At 71.8% G+C, this 14492-nt stretch carries 17 protein-coding genes and 1 tRNA gene; 6 read left to right on the plus strand and 12 right to left on the minus strand.

Going from position 1 to position 14492, the window contains the following annotated elements; all coding sequences use genetic code 11:
* Positions 1–51: 51 nt before the first annotated feature.
* Together DK419_RS17790 and DK419_RS17795 are read right to left on the minus strand one after the other, a co-directional pair.
* Positions 52–441: a VOC family protein gene (locus tag DK419_RS17790; RefSeq protein ID WP_109960268.1), complete on the minus strand. Its 390-nt coding sequence runs from the start codon at positions 439–441 to the stop codon at positions 52–54.
* Between the two features lie 32 nt (positions 442–473).
* Positions 474–1268 (minus strand): quinoprotein dehydrogenase-associated SoxYZ-like carrier, encoded by a 795-nt coding sequence (locus tag DK419_RS17795; protein ID WP_109960269.1) that lies wholly within the window; start codon positions 1266–1268, stop codon positions 474–476.
* A gap of 276 nt (positions 1269–1544) precedes the next feature.
* On the opposite strand from DK419_RS17795, the gene folP reads away from it, so the two are divergent.
* Genes folP through folK form a run of 3 tightly spaced genes read left to right on the plus strand, consistent with a single transcriptional unit; the run spans position 1545 to position 3185 of the window.
* Positions 1545–2330, plus strand: coding sequence for a dihydropteroate synthase (gene folP / locus DK419_RS17800; RefSeq protein WP_208642362.1), 786 nt, complete (start codon positions 1545–1547; stop codon positions 2328–2330).
* Between the two features lie 5 nt (positions 2331–2335).
* Positions 2336–2701 carry a dihydroneopterin aldolase gene (gene folB / locus DK419_RS17805; protein ID WP_109960271.1) on the plus strand — a complete coding sequence of 122 codons (366 nt, stop codon included), beginning with the start codon at positions 2336–2338 and terminating at the stop codon, positions 2699–2701.
* Positions 2694–3185, plus strand: a complete 492-nt coding sequence (gene folK / locus DK419_RS17810; RefSeq protein ID WP_109960272.1) for a 2-amino-4-hydroxy-6-hydroxymethyldihydropteridine diphosphokinase — start codon at positions 2694–2696, stop codon at positions 3183–3185. The genes folB and folK overlap by 8 nt, the downstream gene beginning before the upstream one ends.
* 4 nt (positions 3186–3189) lie before the next feature.
* Here the strand turns inward: folK and DK419_RS17815 are convergent, their stop codons facing one another.
* From DK419_RS17815 to DK419_RS17860, 10 genes are all read right to left on the minus strand, one after another.
* Positions 3190–3894, minus strand: a complete 705-nt coding sequence (locus DK419_RS17815; protein ID WP_109960273.1) for an SDR family oxidoreductase — start codon at positions 3892–3894, stop codon at positions 3190–3192.
* A 57-nt stretch (positions 3895–3951) separates the two neighbouring features.
* Positions 3952–4485 (minus strand): PQQ-dependent catabolism-associated CXXCW motif protein, encoded by a 534-nt coding sequence (locus DK419_RS17820; protein ID WP_109960274.1) that lies wholly within the window; start codon positions 4483–4485, stop codon positions 3952–3954.
* Positions 4482–5339 carry a rare earth element methanol dehydrogenase accessory protein XoxJ gene (xoxJ, locus tag DK419_RS17825; RefSeq protein WP_109960275.1) on the minus strand — a complete coding sequence of 286 codons (858 nt, stop codon included), beginning with the start codon at positions 5337–5339 and terminating at the stop codon, positions 4482–4484. The genes DK419_RS17820 and xoxJ overlap by 4 nt, the downstream gene beginning before the upstream one ends.
* Positions 5339–5950: a c-type cytochrome, methanol metabolism-related gene (locus tag DK419_RS17830; RefSeq protein ID WP_109960276.1), complete on the minus strand. Its 612-nt coding sequence runs from the start codon at positions 5948–5950 to the stop codon at positions 5339–5341. Before DK419_RS17830 ends, xoxJ begins: the two co-directional genes overlap by 1 nt.
* A 167-nt stretch (positions 5951–6117) precedes the next feature.
* A complete protein-coding gene (gene xoxF5 / locus DK419_RS17835; protein ID WP_109962365.1) occupies positions 6118–7920 on the minus strand; it encodes a lanthanide-dependent methanol dehydrogenase XoxF5 in 1803 nt (600 codons plus the stop codon).
* Positions 7921–8346: 426 nt separating this feature from the next.
* Positions 8347–9270, minus strand: a complete 924-nt coding sequence (locus DK419_RS17840) for a quinoprotein relay system zinc metallohydrolase 2 (protein ID WP_425352674.1) — start codon at positions 9268–9270, stop codon at positions 8347–8349.
* 26 nt (positions 9271–9296) lie between these two features.
* A complete protein-coding gene (gene tsaA, locus DK419_RS17845) occupies positions 9297–9794 on the minus strand; it encodes a tRNA (N6-threonylcarbamoyladenosine(37)-N6)-methyltransferase TrmO (protein WP_109960278.1) in 498 nt (165 codons plus the stop codon).
* Positions 9795–9994: 200 nt separating this feature from the next.
* Complete coding sequence (locus DK419_RS17850; protein ID WP_109960279.1) at positions 9995–10996, minus strand: asparaginase; 1002 nt, start codon at positions 10994–10996, stop codon at positions 9995–9997.
* 124 nt (positions 10997–11120) lie between these two features.
* A tRNA-Thr gene (locus DK419_RS17855) sits at positions 11121–11195 on the minus strand.
* A gap of 121 nt (positions 11196–11316) precedes the next feature.
* Positions 11317–11985: a metallophosphoesterase family protein gene (locus DK419_RS17860; RefSeq protein ID WP_109960280.1), complete on the minus strand. Its 669-nt coding sequence runs from the start codon at positions 11983–11985 to the stop codon at positions 11317–11319.
* Between the two features lie 281 nt (positions 11986–12266).
* Here DK419_RS17860 and DK419_RS17865 point away from each other — a divergent pair, with 281 nt between their 5' ends.
* The 3 genes from DK419_RS17865 (at position 12267) to DK419_RS17875 (ending at position 14466) form a co-directional block, all read left to right on the plus strand.
* Positions 12267–13286 carry a helix-turn-helix domain-containing protein gene (locus DK419_RS17865; RefSeq protein ID WP_162561300.1) on the plus strand — a complete coding sequence of 340 codons (1020 nt, stop codon included), beginning with the start codon at positions 12267–12269 and terminating at the stop codon, positions 13284–13286.
* Positions 13287–13450: 164 nt separating this feature from the next.
* Positions 13451–13696, plus strand: coding sequence for a hypothetical protein (locus DK419_RS17870; protein ID WP_109960282.1), 246 nt, complete (start codon positions 13451–13453; stop codon positions 13694–13696).
* A 146-nt stretch (positions 13697–13842) separates the two neighbouring features.
* Positions 13843–14466: a septation protein A gene (locus DK419_RS17875; protein ID WP_109960283.1), complete on the plus strand. Its 624-nt coding sequence runs from the start codon at positions 13843–13845 to the stop codon at positions 14464–14466.
* Positions 14467–14492 lie beyond the last annotated feature (26 nt).

Consider the following 14492-nt stretch of genomic DNA (forward strand, 5'->3'; position numbering starts at 1 on the left):
ATGGCGCCGCCCGCGACCCGGATCGCATCCGGCCGCGAGGGACCGGGCGGATCACCCGCCCATGGCGCTGCACAGCTCCACCAGCACGCCGTCGCCGTCCCGCAGATAGGCGACGACCTGGCCCCAGGGTTTCGTCGCCGGCTCGGAGACCGGCAGCGCGCCCGCCGCCACGGCCCGGGCAAAGGCGGCCGGAACGTCGTCGGCGACCAGGCCGACCTCGACGCCCGCCGGCGCCTCGGACCGGCGGTTGAGGCGGAAGCCCGGGCAGGTCCGGGCGACGAACCGCTCCTCCGCGAAGGCCAGCGCCGTGGCGCCGGTCTCGAGTTCGGCGTACTGCCCGCTCTCGTGGACGAAGCGCGGCGAGAGCCCGAAGGCGCGCCCGTAGAACGCGACGCTCGCCCCGACGTCGGGAACGTACAGGATCACGTAACCGAGCCGCATCGTCCCGGTCTCCCTCACGGATGTTCGATCCGTCACGTCCCGCCGCCCGCCGGGAAGGTCTGCGTGAACACCCGCCCCTCGGTGTCCTTGGCCGCCACCGTCACGGGCTCGGCATTGCCCGCGTAGGTGAAGCGGAAGGTCGGGTCCTCGCTGATCGAGATGCCGCCGGTCATCGAGAAGAGCGGCGTCTCGCCCTGGCGCACGCTCAGGGATTCGACGAACCAGGCCGGGGTGTAGAGCCGGGTCACCTGGTCCATCTGCAGGCCGGAATAGTTCGGGTGGCGGACCTGGACCTGGGCCTCGCCGCGATCCGCGAAGGCGCGGAAGCGCATCCGGCCGAGATGGGCCTTGGCCTCGGCCGGGTCCTTGACCACCGGCGCCGAGCAGCCGCCCGCCGCCTTGACGTAGGCCTTGGTCATGTAGAGCGCGCCGTCCTCGGTCTCGGCGATGGCGCGGACGTAGGAGTAGGAATTCACCCGGATGCGGGTGGAGAGGTCGAAGTGGCGCTGCGGCACCGCGAACCGGATCGTGCCGACCACCGGCGAGGGGTTCTCGTCCACCACGAGGGTCAGGCTCTTCACGCGGCGGGCATCGCCCTCGGGCAGCGCGATCCGCAAGGTGACCGGCACGATGGCGGCGTCCTCGGCGCGCCGGGGCGCCTCCAGGCCGACCAGCCCGGCCCCGTCCCGGATCGGGCGGTCGCCCAGGACGGAGGGGCGCAGCTCGGTCCAGGTGGTCTCGGGCCGCTCGTCCTGCGCCGATGCCGGCCCGGCCAGCACCGCCACCACCGCCAGGGCCGGCAGCACGCTCGCCGACAGCACTCTCATGGCGTTCTCCCGGGTTCGCGCCCTCTCTCGGGGCTTCGACCAATGTAGAGGACGCGTCGGCCCGGCACCAGGGTAAGCCCCTGGCGCGACGCCGCTTCGGACCGCATCCCGCCGCATCGCGGGGGCTCCCGGCGCCGTTGCGCGCGCGCTCCCCCCGGCCTATCCCGGGGTGCGCCCGCCCGAGGATCACCGTTCGAGGATCACCGCCCCGTGACCGCGCCCTCCGCGTCTTCCCTCGCCAACCTCCTGCCGGATCTCGGCCGACGCACCCTGGTGATGGGCATCCTCAACGTCACCCCGGACTCGTTCTCGGATGGCGGCCGCTTCCAGGACCTCGACGCCGCGCGGGAGCAGGCCGACCGCCTGGTGCAGGAGGGCGCGGCCCTCCTCGACATCGGCGGCGAATCGACGAGGCCCGGCCACGTCCCGGTACCGGCCGAGGAGGAACAGGCCCGGGTGCTGCCGGCGATCCGGGCGCTCGGCCCCGCCCTCCCCGTCCCGATCTCGATCGACACCTACAAGGCCTCGACCGCGGACGCGGCCCTGAGGGCGGGGGCGCGCATCGTCAACGACGTCTGGGGCCTGCAGCGGGAGCCGGAGATCGCGGTCGTCGCGGCCCATCACGGCGCGCCGGTCGTCGTGATGCACAACCGCGAGAGCGTCGATCCGAGCCTCGACATCCTGGACGAGATGCGGGCCTTCTTCGAGCGCTCGCTCGCCATCGCCCGCCGGGCCGGCATCCCCGACCGCGACATCGTGCTCGATCCCGGCATCGGCTTCGGCAAGAGCTGGGAGCAGCACCTCGAGGCCCTGCGGCGCCTGCCCGAGCTCAAGGCGCTCGGCTTCCCGCTCCTCGTTGGCGTGTCGCGCAAGTCGGTGCTCGGGCGCATCCACAACGCCGCGACCGCGCCGGCCGACCGGCTCTTCGGCTCGATCGCCGCCCACGTCGCCGCCGCGTCGCTGGGGGCCGACATCGTCCGCGTCCACGACGTGCGCCCCCACGTCGAGGCCTGCCAGGTGGTCGACGCGATCACGCGGCCCGCCTCCCGCGCCGGAGCCTGAGACCTTTGGACCGCATCCTGATCCACCGCCTCGCGGTCTTCGCCCGGCACGGCGTGCTGCCGGAGGAGGAGGTGCTCGGCCAGCGCTTCTACCTCTCGCTCGACGCCCGCCTCGATCTCGGCGAGGCCGGCCGGACCGACGCGATCGGCGCGACCGTGAGCTACGCCGACCTCGCCGCGCTAGCCCACCGCATCGCCACCGAGCGCCGCTTCCGCCTGATCGAGGCCCTGGCCGAGACGATCGCCCGGGAGGCCCTCGCCGCCTTCCCGGCCCTCGACAGCCTGACCGTGCGGATCGACAAGCCGGGCGCGCCGGTGCCGCTGGTGCTCGACGGCGTCGCGGTCGAGATCACGAGGACGCGCCGTGGCTGAGGCTTACCTGGGTCTCGGCAGCAACCTCGGCGACAAGGCCGCGATGCTCGACGCAGCGGTAGCGGCGCTCGCCGCCACGCCCGGCCTCGCGGTGACGGCCCGCTCGCGCCACTACCGCACCCCGCCCTGGGGCGACACCGACCAGGACTGGTTCCTCAACGCCGCGATCGGGATCGAGACGACGCTCTCGCCCCACGCACTGCTGGAGGCCTGCCTGTCCGCCGAGACCCGCCTCGGCCGGGTGCGCGAGCGCCGCTGGGGCCCGCGGGTGATCGACATCGACGTGCTGCACTATGCCGGCGCGACCGTCAGCGACGAGCGCCTGGTGCTGCCCCACCGTTTCCTGCGCGAGCGCGCCTTCGTGCTGGTGCCGCTGGCCGAGATCGCCCCGGCCCTGGTGATCGGGGGGGAGACGGTGGCCGAGGCGCTGGCGCGGCTCGACCGGAGCGGGATCGAGCCGGAGGCGGATCCAGGTTCGCGTTGACGCCCTACACCGACCGGGTGATCCCGCCATCCACCCGGAGGTTCTGCCCGGTGATGTAGCCCGCCCCGTCCGAGGCGAGGAACGAGACCACGGCGGCGATCTCGCCCTCCCGCCCGTAGCGGCCGAGCGGGATGCGCTCGCGGATGCCCGGCTTCTCCGGCAGGCTGTCGATGAAGCCCGGCAGGACGTTGTTCATGCGGATGTTGTCGGGGGCGTAGCGGTCGGAGAAGAGCTTGGTGAAGGCGGCGAGCCCCGAGCGGAACACTCCCGAGGTCGGGAAGGCCTGCTCGGGCTCGAAGGCCGCGAAGGTCGAGATGTTGATGATCGCACCCCCGCCCTGGCGCTGCATGATCGGCGTCACGAGGCGGGTCGGCCGCACCACGTTGAGGAAGTAGACCTCCATCCCGCGGGTCCAGTCCTCGTCGGTGAGGTCGAGGAGCGGGCCCTTCGGCCCGTGGCCGGCGCTGTTGACGAGCACGTCGACCCGGTCCCAGCGTTCCATGGCGCGCTCGACGAGGCGGGTCAGGTCCTCGACCGAGCGGTTCGAGCCCGTCACCCCGACTCCGCCGAGAGCCTCGGCCAGGGCCTCGCCCTTGCCCGACGAGGACAGGATCGCGACCTTGAATCCGTCCGCCGCCAGCTTGCGGGCGGCCGCGGCCCCCATGCCGCTGCCGCCGGCGGTGACGATGGCGACGCGTTCGCTCTTCATGAATGCCGTCCTTCCCGGGTCTCGCGTCCGCCTGCATGCCACGGCCGGGGCCGAGCGTCACGGTGCGGCCGGGCTCGCCCGTTCGAGGGGCAGGCCGGCCTCGGCCCAGCCGTCGGTGCCGTCCGGGTACCAGCGGACGCGGCGGTACCCGAGGGCGAGGGCGCGCTTGGCGGCGTTCCACGACATCCAGCAGTGCCGCTGGCAGAACAGAACCACGGGCCTGTCGCGGTCGCCCCCGGTCGCCGCCGCGAGGCCGCTGCGAAAATACGCCTCGGTCTGCGGCGCCAGCGCGCCGAAGCCGGTATTGGGCAGCCAATGGGCGCGCGGGATGCTGTCGTGGGGAGCGTCGCGCCAGATCGTGCCGGGCGGCAGGGTGGCCGGGCGGGGCGGGCGCGGCAGCACGTCGACGAAGGCGACGCCCGCCCGCCACAACCGCTCGGCCTCGCCCGTGCTCACGGTCTCGGCACCGTGCAGGGCCGCGGGCGTCGGGCTCCGGAAGTCCTCCTGGCGGTACCCGTCGGGCTCGGGCGGAGCCGCCTGGGCCGCGCAGGACGCCACGACCAGCAGCAGCGCCGCGGCGCTCCGCCTCACGGCTTGGGATCCGCCGGCAGCAGCCGGTTCTCCTCCTCGTCGAGGAGCGGCACGGCGTAGTCGCGCAGGACCGCCTCGATCTCGGCCCGGCGCTTGCGCAGCGCCGTGTTGAGGACCCGCTTCCACTCGTTCTCGCCGTGCCGCACCCCCATGGCGATGCGGTAGGAGAGCGGCGGCCGGTCGGGCTCGCGCAGCAGCGGCACGACATCGAGGCCTCCGGCCTGCTTGCCGGCCTCCTTGGCGAGCCAGCCGGCGGCCGGGCCCCACAGCACCGCGGCGTCGAGCTTGCCCGCGGCGACGTCGGCGACGATCTCGGCCGAGACGGTCTGGTGCGGGCGCGCCGGATCGAACTGGTAGGGTGGATAGGGCTTCATCGTCGGCACGAGGCCGACTGCGCCCATGCGGTCGACCGGCGGGGTGCCGACGATGACGCCGATCGCCTTGCCCTTGAGGCGCGGGTCGTCGAGCCCGGTCAGCCCATCGAAGCTGCCGCGGCGCGACACCAGGACGTAGGGAGAGCGGTAATAGGGGTTGGTGTGCTGCACCAGCTCGCTGCCGAAGGCGGAGCCGACGATGACGTCGCACAGGCCGGTGCCGAGCGTGTTGCGCACGAAGCCTGGCCCCTGGGTGAGCCAGTAATAGCGCAGCTTCACCTTCAGCTCGTCGGCGAGGATCTGCGCGATGCGGTTCTCGAAGCCGTCCCCCTTGCGCTCCGAGAACGGCATGTTGCCGGGATCGGCGCAGACCCGCAGGGTGTCGGGGGTGACGAGGTCGGGCAGGTTCTGCGCCCGCGCGGGGGCGGCCAGCGCGAGGCCGGCCGCCAGGAGCGTCGCTGGGAGAGGTACCCGCGCCATCAGCCGCCCAGGCACTCCTTCTCCGCCTTGCGCGCCGCCTCCGGCTTGTCCTCCTTGTCGCCCGGCCGCACCCGGCCGAGCGCGCCGGCGGCCCGCGCCTTCAGGTAGACGTAGAGGTCGTCCATGTAGCAGGTGACGTTCTTGTTGTCGCCGAAGGCCGGCATGACCTTCTGGGTCGACGAGTTCACGTCCTGCTTGCCGCCGACGACGATGCCGACGAATTCCTCGTAGGAGAGGGTCTTCAGCGAGTCCTTCAGCGCCGGGGCGTAGGTCGAGCCCATGCCGTCCGGGCCGTGGCAGACGTGGCACTCGGCGTGATAGCGGCGATAACCCGAATAGGTGTACCAGTCGACCTTCTTGCCGTTGTCGGTGATGTGGAAGGTCGGCGCGCCGGCGGCGTCGAAGTACTTGCCGTCCTCCACCTTCACGGCGGCATCCTTGGCGAGCAGCTTCTCGTCGGGCTCGGCGGACTTGTCGTTGGGGTTGAGCTGGTTGGCGAGAGCCGGATCCGGCTTCTTGGCATCCTCAGCATGTACGGCAACCATCCCGATGGCTGCTAGGGCGAGGCCGGCCACGAACGGCCGCAGGACAGCTTTGCTGAGGTCACGCAACGGACGTTTCTCCCTGACAACTTTGGGTGGCCACCGCAGACGCCGCGGCGGCACCGTCGTCAACGTCATCTAATCATGGGAGAGCCGGCGCGGGAACCCGCGCCGGCCCGGACTTAGGTCTGAGATGCTTTGGTCTCAGCCCGCTTCCCTATCGGCCGTGAGGCCGGTCAGTTCGGCAGGGTGAAGACGGTCAGCTGGCCGCCGAGGTTGGTGTAGCTCGACAGGGCGGCGTAGCCGCCGACCGCGCCGAGGCCGGCATTCGGGTCGGTCAGGCCGGCCGCCAGGCCGATGCCCGCCCAGCCGCCGACGCCCGACAGGACGGCGATCTGCTGCTTGCCCTTGTGCTGGTAGGTCATCACGTTGCCGATGATGCCCGACGGGGTCTTGAACTTGTAGAGCTCCTTGCCCGACTTGGCGTCGACCGCCTTCAGGTAACCCTCGAGCGTGCCGTAGAACACCACGTCGCCGGCGGTGGCGAGAGCGCCCGACCACACCGAGAACTGCTCGGGCACCGACCACTTGATCTTGCCGGCCACGTTGTCCCAGGCGATGAAGTTGCCCATGCCGCCGTGGCTGTTGGGCGCCGGGTACATCGACAGGGTCGCACCGACATAGGGCTGGCCCGGGGTGTAGCTCACCCGGAACGGCTCGTAGTCCATGCAGACGTGGTTGGTCGGCACGTAGAACAGGTTGGTCTTGGGCGAGAAGGCCGCCGGCTGCTGGTCCTTGGAGCCCAGCGCCGCCGGGCAGATGCCCTTCGAGTTGGTGTCCTCGCCGTTCTGGTCGGTCGAGTACTTGGCGACGACGAGCGGACGGCCGTAGGTCTTCGAGGACTTGTCCTGATCGACCTTGGTGGCCCAGTTCACCGCCGGATCGTACTTCTCGGCGACGAGCAGCTCGCCGGTGGCGCGGTCGAGGGTGTAGCCGAAGCCGTTACGGTCGAAGTGGGTCAGGAGCGGCCGCTCCTTGTCGCCGACCTTCTGATCCGTGAGGATCATCTCGTTGATGCCGTCGTAGTCCCACTCGTCGTGCGGGGTCATCTGGTAGACCCACTTCGCCACGCCGGTATCGGCGTCACGGGCGAAGATCGTCATCGACCACTTGTTGTCGCCCGGGCGCTGCTTCGGGTTCCAGGTCGAGGGGTTGCCGGTGCCGTAATAGACCAGGTTCAGCTTCGGGTCGTAGGAGTACCAGCCCCAGGTCGAGGCGCCGCCGGTCTTCCACTGGTCGCCTTCCCAGGTCTTGATCGACGAGTCCTTGCCGACCGGCTTGCCGAGCTCGGTGGTCTTCTCCGGGTCGATCTTCATCTCGGCGTCGGGGCCGACGTTGTAGGCGCGCCAGGCCTGCTTGCCGGTCTTGAGGTCGTAGGCGGTGATGTGGCCGCGGATGCCGTACTCGGCGCCCGAGATGCCGACGATCAGCTTGTCCTTCACCGGCATCACGGTGGCGGTGTTGGTCTCGCCGATCTTCGGATCGCCGTTCTGCACCGACCAGTTGACCTTGCCGGTCTTGGCGTCGAGCGACACGATGGTGGTGTCGGCCTGGTGCAGGAAGATCGCGCCGTCGGCATAGGCCAGGCCACGGTTCACCGTGTCGCAGCACATCACCGGGATGACGTTGGGATCCTGCTTCGGCTCGTACTTCCAGAGGATCTTGCCCTCCTGGTTGAGGTCGAGCGCGTAGACGATGTTCGGGAACGGCGTGTGCACGAACATCACGTCGCCGACGACCAGCGGCGAGCCCTCGTGGCCGCGCAGCACGCCGGTCGAGAACGTCCAGGCCACCTGCAGCTTGTTGACGTTGCCGGTGTTGATCTGGTCGAGCTTGGAATAGCGGGTGTTGGCGTAGTCGACCGTCTGAAGGACCTGCTCGGCCGGATTGGCCGAGCGCTTCAGCACGTCGTCGTTGGCCAGCGCCGGGGTGACGCCGAGAATGCCCGCGCCCAGCGCAAGAAGATGAACCGCTCTCATGGATTCCTCCGACAGGTGCATTCCGCCGTGCGCCCAGAGGGGACGCAACGAGCCGTTTCCTGTTATTAGCGTTTTGGGGATGTCGTTGGCTTCGGCAGCGTGTCACAACCGGCGGCCAGCGAAGCTGGCGCGAGAGGAGCCCTGAAGGGCCTTGCCGTGTCTGCGAACCGAACACCGCCTTCCCCCGGCGGCACCGTTGAAACCGAAGCTTGAAGGAACTCTAAGAGAAATTGGGACGCCGTCAACACACCAGCCTGCCGCAGGGCGGGTCCGGCCGGCCCCCAAATCCATAACTAAGGTATACATCCGCTCAATGCTGCATGGCAGCATAGAAATTGTGCCGCGCAACATCAACCGGTCGTGTACGAACGTGGCGGGCGGGGGCCGCGGTTGCCTCGCCGGGCGCACTTAACCGTAGGTCGTCGTCTACTCCCACTCCAATTCCTGGTAGGCGGCGGTGGCGTTGCGGGCGTTGAAGTCGTCGAACAGGGCCCACGCCCCCGCCTCGTCCCGGGCGGCGCGGCCGGCCTCGCCGATCGGTGTGCCGTCGCGCACCATCGCCCGCACCTGCTCGTCCAGGGCCGCGAGGTAGCGGTCGATCGGCCCCGCGGCGGCCGGCCACGGGACGGCGGCGGGCCCGTGCCCCGGCACGACCCGGGCGGCGGGCCGCGCCCGCAGGGCGCGCAGGGTCGCGATCCAGCCGGTGAGGCGCCCGTCGAGGGCGGGGACGTGGCCAACGAACAGCAGGTCGCCGAGGAACCAGGTGTCGCTGCCCTCGTCGCGCACGGTGAGGTCGCTGTTGGTGTGGGCGGTCGGCCAGGCCTCGAGATGCAGCACCCGCCCGCCGAGGTCGAGGTCGAGGCGCGTCGAGACCAGCAGCGTTGGCGGCACGATCCGGGTGCCCGCGAAGTCGGGGCCGACGAGGTCGGCATTGGCCCGCAGGTACGAATCCGTCCGCGCCGCCAGCGCCTCCGGCAGGGCGCGGTGGCCGACGAAGGTCGCGCCCCCGTCCGCGAAGGCGGCGTTGCCGAGCACGTGATCGGGGTGGACGTGGGTGTTGATCACGTAGCGCACCGGCAGGGCGGTGCGCTCGCGCAGGGCCGCGAGCAGGCGTCGCCCCGCCGCCAGGCTGCCGCCGGTATCGATCACCGCGACCGCGTCGCGGCCGATCACGAAGCCGACATTGGCGATGGCGCCGGCATTGCCGCGCCCGGCCAGCGCGTAGGGCGCGGCGTAGACGAAGACGCCGGGCGCGACCTCCTGCACCGGCAGGGGGTCCGCGGCGGCCTCGCCGACCGTCGCCCGCACCGGCCCGTCAGAGGCCCCGGCCGGCGCGCCGAGGAGCGGCAGGACGAGGGCGAGCGCGCTCGCGATCCTCACGCGTCGCCGACCGCGTCATCCCCCGCCTGGGGCGGCGCCAGGGGCGTGAACAGGGTGCGGTCGGGCTTGATGTCGAGGAGCGGCGTGCCGTCGAGGCAGTCGAGCCCGCGCACGTGGACGACCCCGTCCTCGACCCGGATCAGGTGGACGATGCTGGTGCCGATCGGGTTCGGTCGCACCGGCGAACGCAGGGAGAAGGTGCCGCGCGTGGTGCCGTCGTCGGCCGGGCTCTGGCGCACGAGGTCGCGCCGCGACCGGTCGAGCCAGTACAGGATCTCGAGACGCTCGTAGAGCGAGACGCCGTCGAGGGCCTCGCGCCAGGGCGGGAAGACCTCGATCCGGCAGGCCGGGCCGTCGGCCCTGCCCTGGCGCGGGCAGCCGAGCCGGTCGATCCAGGGGGTATGGATGCGGCCGATGAAGACGAGCCCCGCATCCACGGTCGCGGGCGGTGCCACCGCGACCTCGCCGGCCCGGATCTCGTTCAGGCGCACCATGTGGCGGGTTCCCTCCCCTCGCGAGCAGGCCGGGCCTCGACGGAGGTGTTCAGACTGCGCTGGCCCGACCTGCCGCCGGACCGACCCGCGGGGGCAGTCGTGGGCCCGGCCATGAGACCCTATTGCACCGGCCGCTCGCCTGGCAATCGGCGGCCGCTCGACCCGCGAGCGCAGCCCGCGGTCTCGCGACGTCGTGCCGCTCAGTACACCGAGAAGATCTCCGCCAGGGCGGCGGGATCGCGGGTCACCGTGAGGGCGAGGGCCAGCAGGATGCGGGCCTTCTGCGGCGTCAGGTTGTCGGCGCTGAGGATGCCGAGCTCGGCCAGGCGCCGCGTCGGCGGGACGACGCCGCTGCCGGCCCGGGTCGACTGCACCACCGCGAGGCCGGCCTCCACCGCCCGAGCGAGCGCCTCGGCTTCCGCCGGCGTCGTCATGCCGGGGGCGAGCCCGGCCGAGACGATGCCCCGCGCCCCCGCCTGCACGAAGGCCCGCACCGCCGTGCCGTCGGCGTCGGCGTGGGAATAGGCGATGTCGACCCGCGGCAGCGCGTCGAGGTCCCGGATGTCGAAGGGCGTGCCGGGGGCGTGGCGCCGCTCCGCCCGGCGGTAGTAGCGCACATGCGGCCCGTCGACCTGGCCGAGCACGCCGAAATCCGGCGTGCGGAAGGTCTGCATCCGGGCGACCGAGGTCTTGGTCACCTCGCGGGCGGCCTGGATCTCGTCGTTGAGCACCACCAGCACGCCGCGCCCGCGCGAATCCGGCGCCGCCGCGGTGCGCAGGGCCGCGACGAGGTTGAGGCCGGCATCGCTCGACAGGGCGCTGATCGGCCGCTGCGAGCCGACCAGCACCACCGGCAGGTCGACCGTCAGGGTGAGGCTCAGCGCGTAGGCGGTCTCCTCCAGGGTCGCGGTGCCGTGCCCGATCACGATGCCGGCGAGGTCCGGGTGCTCCCGCGCCAGCCGCTCGCAGAGCAGGACCAGCGTGCGCCAGTCGGAGAAGCCGACCCCCGGGCTCGTCACCGCCCGGTAGCGGACCGCCACCACCTCGGCCACCGCGCGGGTCTCGGGGATCCGCGCCAGGATCTCCTCGGCCTCCAGGCGCTCGCCGGTGGCGGTGTAGTCGAGGATGTCGAGGCCGTCTCGGCCCACCGACGAGAGGGTGCCGCCGGTGCCGATGAAGGCGACCTTGGGAAGTGCGGTCATGCTGATGGGACTCCTCGTGCTCGGGCCCGGCGCGTGCCGAAGGCTCGGCAAGGCGCTATCCGGCAGGAAATCGTGGCAGCCCCCGTGCCGGCGGGACGCGATGCGCCGGCCGATCGGAAGGGTCTGGTGCCGGCGGAGGGGATCGAACCCCCGACCTTCGGTTTACAAAACCGCTGCACTACCGCTGTGCTACACCGGCGAGAGCCCGCGAGGCCGAGTGCCGGCAAACCATTGCTCAGCGACCACGAGACGTCAGTGACGGGCGGGTCTTTAGACCCACTGGTCGCGTCGGCGTCAAGGCGCAAAATCCGCCGCCCGCGTCAGGCCGCCCGCGATTGCAGGAACGCGACGGGGCCGGGATCGGTCCGGTCGAAGACCGCGGCGGTCAGGCGGCCGGTCCGCACCGCGGCGGTGTCGAGGTTGGTGCGGTAGAGATGGCGTTCCGGGACGCCCGCGTAGCACGGCGTGTGCCCATGGACGACGTGCTTGCCGAAATCGAAGTCCGCGGACAGGAACGGCTCGCGGATCCACAGGCGGGCCTTCACGCTCGGATCGATGCCGCGGCGGCCCGGCCGGAAGCCGGCATGGACGTAGTAGCGCAGCGCATCCTCGTGGACGGTCCTCAGCCCGGCGATCCAGGCCAGTTCGTCGGCCGGCAGGTCGGCGACTCGCGCGGCGCGGTAGGAGGCGAGGGTGCGGTCGCCGCCGGTCGTGATCCAGGCCCCCGCCCGGCGGGGATCGCGCGCGGCCTGCAGCAGGAACGCTTCCCGGTTGCCCATCAGGCACACCACGGCCTCGGGATCCGCCGCCTGCAACCGCCGGACGATCGCGACCGCACGGGCGCTCTCCGGGCCCTTGTCGATGTAGTCGCCGAGGAAGACCAGCCGGCGCCGCAGGCCCGCGCCGTGCGCCGCGATCCGGTCGAGCAGGCTCTCGAGGGCGTCGGCACAGCCGTGGACGTCGCCGATGGCGTAGGTCAGTTCGTCCATGGCGGCCGGATGCGCGAGGTGACGGGGCAGGAATATGGTCCAAGCCGAAGACGCGGCCGCTGTCGATGCCGCAGCGGCAGGACGAGACGCCGGGCCTAGGAATCGAGACGCCGTGCACATTCGCCCGCCGGGCATGCGCCGATCGGCCCCGGACCGGCCAGGCGATGGCCGGCCGGGCGACCGGCGGTCTCGCATCCGGCTACGGATGTGGCGGTTTCGATCTTGCTTTGCACGATCCTCTGGCCCTAACGCCAAGTCACGACAACTCGGCCGAGCGATCCATGTCCGAGCCAGCAGCGACGGTTCGCCGAACGGCGGGCCTGCACTTCTCGACCGCCACCGCGTCTCCGTCCGGCCAGGGCGGGTTCGAGGCCTATCACGATCTCTACGCGATGGTGGCCGACGCGGTGCGGCTCGACGAGGCCTTCGCGGTCGCGGTCGCGGCCGAGCGCCTCGGCGACATGATCCTGTTCGACCGGCAGATGCGGGGCGTCGCGCATGTCCGCTCGCCCCGCAGGGTCCTGCGCAACGGCTTCGACCATTTCACGGCGCAGCTCGTCCTGGACGGCACCCTGGCGGTCGACACGCCGGAGGGCAGCCGGATCGTCGAGCCGGGCGAGTTCGCCCTCATCGACATGAGCCGGCCGATGGAGACGCGGGCCGGTCGCGCCCGCGTGCTGACGCTGTCGGTACCCCGCGAGGAGATCGAGGCGGTCGTGCCCGAGCCGGGGCGCCTGCACGGCGCCGTCCTGCCGCGGGACCGCGCGCGCCTGCTGACGCAATTCCTCGGCGCCCTGCCCGAGGAGATGCACCTCCACGGTGCAGGCGCCCGCCAGCGGCTGTCGCGGGTGACCTCGGACCTTCTCGGCCTCTCGCTCTCGGGCCACGCTCCGCCGGGCGCGGAGGCGGTGCGGACGGCCGGCGCGGCGGCTTGCCGCCGCAGGGCGCGGCACTACATCGACGCGCATCTGGGAACGACGCCGGAGGAGGTCGCACGGGCCATCGGCGTGTCGCGTTCCGCGCTCTACCGCGCCTTCGAGGCGAGCGGCGGCGTCGCCCGCGCCATCCGCGCCCGCCGGCTGGCCCGGCTGCGCACCCTGCTGGCGCGGCCCGACGAGCCCGGCCGGATCGCCGAGCTCGCCCATGCCTGCGGCTTCTCGAGCGAGTCCGATTGCAGCCGCGCCTTCAAGGTCGCTCACGGCCTCTCCCCGAGCGAGTACCGGCGGCTCGGCCGGGAGGAGAGCGGGCCGGGCGCCCTCCCCTCGCAGAGCTTCGCCGGCTGGTGGAACGACCTGCGCTGAGGCGGCCGGGACCGGCCGCACGGCTTGCTGCGATGCAACAAAGCGTCGCGGCTCACGGGTGCCGTCCGATCCTGGCACGCGAATCGCTGCCTCTCCCCGGCGCGGCGAGCCTCCCTCCGGTCCGGACCTCCGCCGCCCGATGGCGCGCGGCCGGTGGAGGTGGCATGTCGGACTTTCTCACCGTGGCCCTGGTCTGCGCCGGGGCGCTCGCGGCGCCGGACTGCTCCCGCGAGACCGCCCTCGACATCGCGGTCGCACCCGCGCCGACGCCCATCGCGTGCCTGATGCAGGGCGAGACCCTGGCGGCGCGCAGCGGCCTCGTGCGCGGGGGCGAGACCTACCTGAAGGTCGCCTGCGAGCGCCGCCGCACCGCCGCGCTCCAGCCGGAGATGCGGCCTGAAGGCCGTTAGGCCGGATCCCGGGTGCGGTTTGGGGGATGGATGGATCGGCCGCGCCGGTCTATGGCCATCCTCCCGTTGCGCGAGGCGCGGCGCGGGCCCACCTGCGCGGTCGGAAACCCGCCTCAGCGCGTCGAGAGGAGCGTCGCCCCCGCCCCATGCAGATCGAAGCCGTCCCGCCGCAGACCCATCTGCCGCCCCTCGCCAAGCTCGCCCTGGAGCTCGGCCCCCTCGGGGTCTTCTTCCTCGGCAACGCCTACGCCGAGAAGTTCGGCTTCGCGGCCGACCAGCGCCTGTTCGTGGCGACCGGGCTGTTCATCGTCGCGACCCTGGCGGCGCTCGCGATCCACTACGTCTGGGTGCGGCGGCTGCCGATCATGCCGCTCGTCTCGGGCGTCGTGGTGGTGGTGTTCGGCGGGCTGACGCTGCTCCTGCGCGACGAATTGTTCATCAAGCTCAAGCCCACCATCGTGAACAGCCTGTTCGGCGCGGTGCTGCTCGGCGGCCTCGCCTTCGGCCGGCCGCTGCTGGCCCTGGTGCTCGACAGCGTGTTCGACCTCACCCAGGAGGGCTGGCGCAAGCTCACCTTCCGCTGGGGCTTGTTCTTCTTCTTCCTCGCGGGCGTGAACGAGGTGGTGTGGCGCACCCAGACCACCGATTTCTGGGTCAGCTTCAAGGTGTTCGGCATCATGCCGATCACCATCGCCTTCGCGCTGGCCCAGACGCCGCTGCTGCTGCGCTACGAGCGCAGGAAGGACGAGGACAAGTCGGGCCGGGCATAATCGGGCCAAGCATGGACAGGCCAAGC

It is taken from the genome of Methylobacterium terrae (assembly GCF_003173755.1).
In the GTDB taxonomy this organism is placed as follows: Bacteria; Pseudomonadota; Alphaproteobacteria; order Rhizobiales; family Beijerinckiaceae; genus Methylobacterium; species Methylobacterium terrae.

What these genes read in the sequence shown, in the direction of transcription:
- xoxJ (WP_109960275.1), bottom strand. Translation starts at nt 5,339, where the DNA reads ATGGCGCGGGTACCTCTCCCAGCGACGCTCCTGGCGGCCGGCCTCGCG.
- DK419_RS17860 (WP_109960280.1), bottom strand. Translation starts at nt 11,985, where the DNA reads ATGGACGAACTGACCTACGCCATCGGCGACGTCCACGGCTGTGCCGAC.
- DK419_RS17850 (WP_109960279.1), bottom strand. Translation starts at nt 10,996, where the DNA reads ATGACCGCACTTCCCAAGGTCGCCTTCATCGGCACCGGCGGCACCCTC.
- DK419_RS17795 (WP_109960269.1), bottom strand. Translation starts at nt 1,268, where the DNA reads ATGAGAGTGCTGTCGGCGAGCGTGCTGCCGGCCCTGGCGGTGGTGGCG.
- DK419_RS17790 (WP_109960268.1), bottom strand. Translation starts at nt 441, where the DNA reads ATGCGGCTCGGTTACGTGATCCTGTACGTTCCCGACGTCGGGGCGAGC.
- tsaA (WP_109960278.1), bottom strand. Translation starts at nt 9,794, where the DNA reads ATGGTGCGCCTGAACGAGATCCGGGCCGGCGAGGTCGCGGTGGCACCG.
- xoxF5 (WP_109962365.1), bottom strand. Translation starts at nt 7,920, where the DNA reads ATGAGAGCGGTTCATCTTCTTGCGCTGGGCGCGGGCATTCTCGGCGTC.
- DK419_RS17870 (WP_109960282.1), top strand. Translation starts at nt 13,451, where the DNA reads ATGTCGGACTTTCTCACCGTGGCCCTGGTCTGCGCCGGGGCGCTCGCG.
- folP (WP_208642362.1), top strand. Translation starts at nt 1,545, where the DNA reads ATGGGCATCCTCAACGTCACCCCGGACTCGTTCTCGGATGGCGGCCGC.
- DK419_RS17815 (WP_109960273.1), bottom strand. Translation starts at nt 3,894, where the DNA reads ATGAAGAGCGAACGCGTCGCCATCGTCACCGCCGGCGGCAGCGGCATG.
- DK419_RS17865 (WP_162561300.1), top strand. Translation starts at nt 12,267, where the DNA reads ATGTCCGAGCCAGCAGCGACGGTTCGCCGAACGGCGGGCCTGCACTTC.
- DK419_RS17875 (WP_109960283.1), top strand. Translation starts at nt 13,843, where the DNA reads ATGCAGATCGAAGCCGTCCCGCCGCAGACCCATCTGCCGCCCCTCGCC.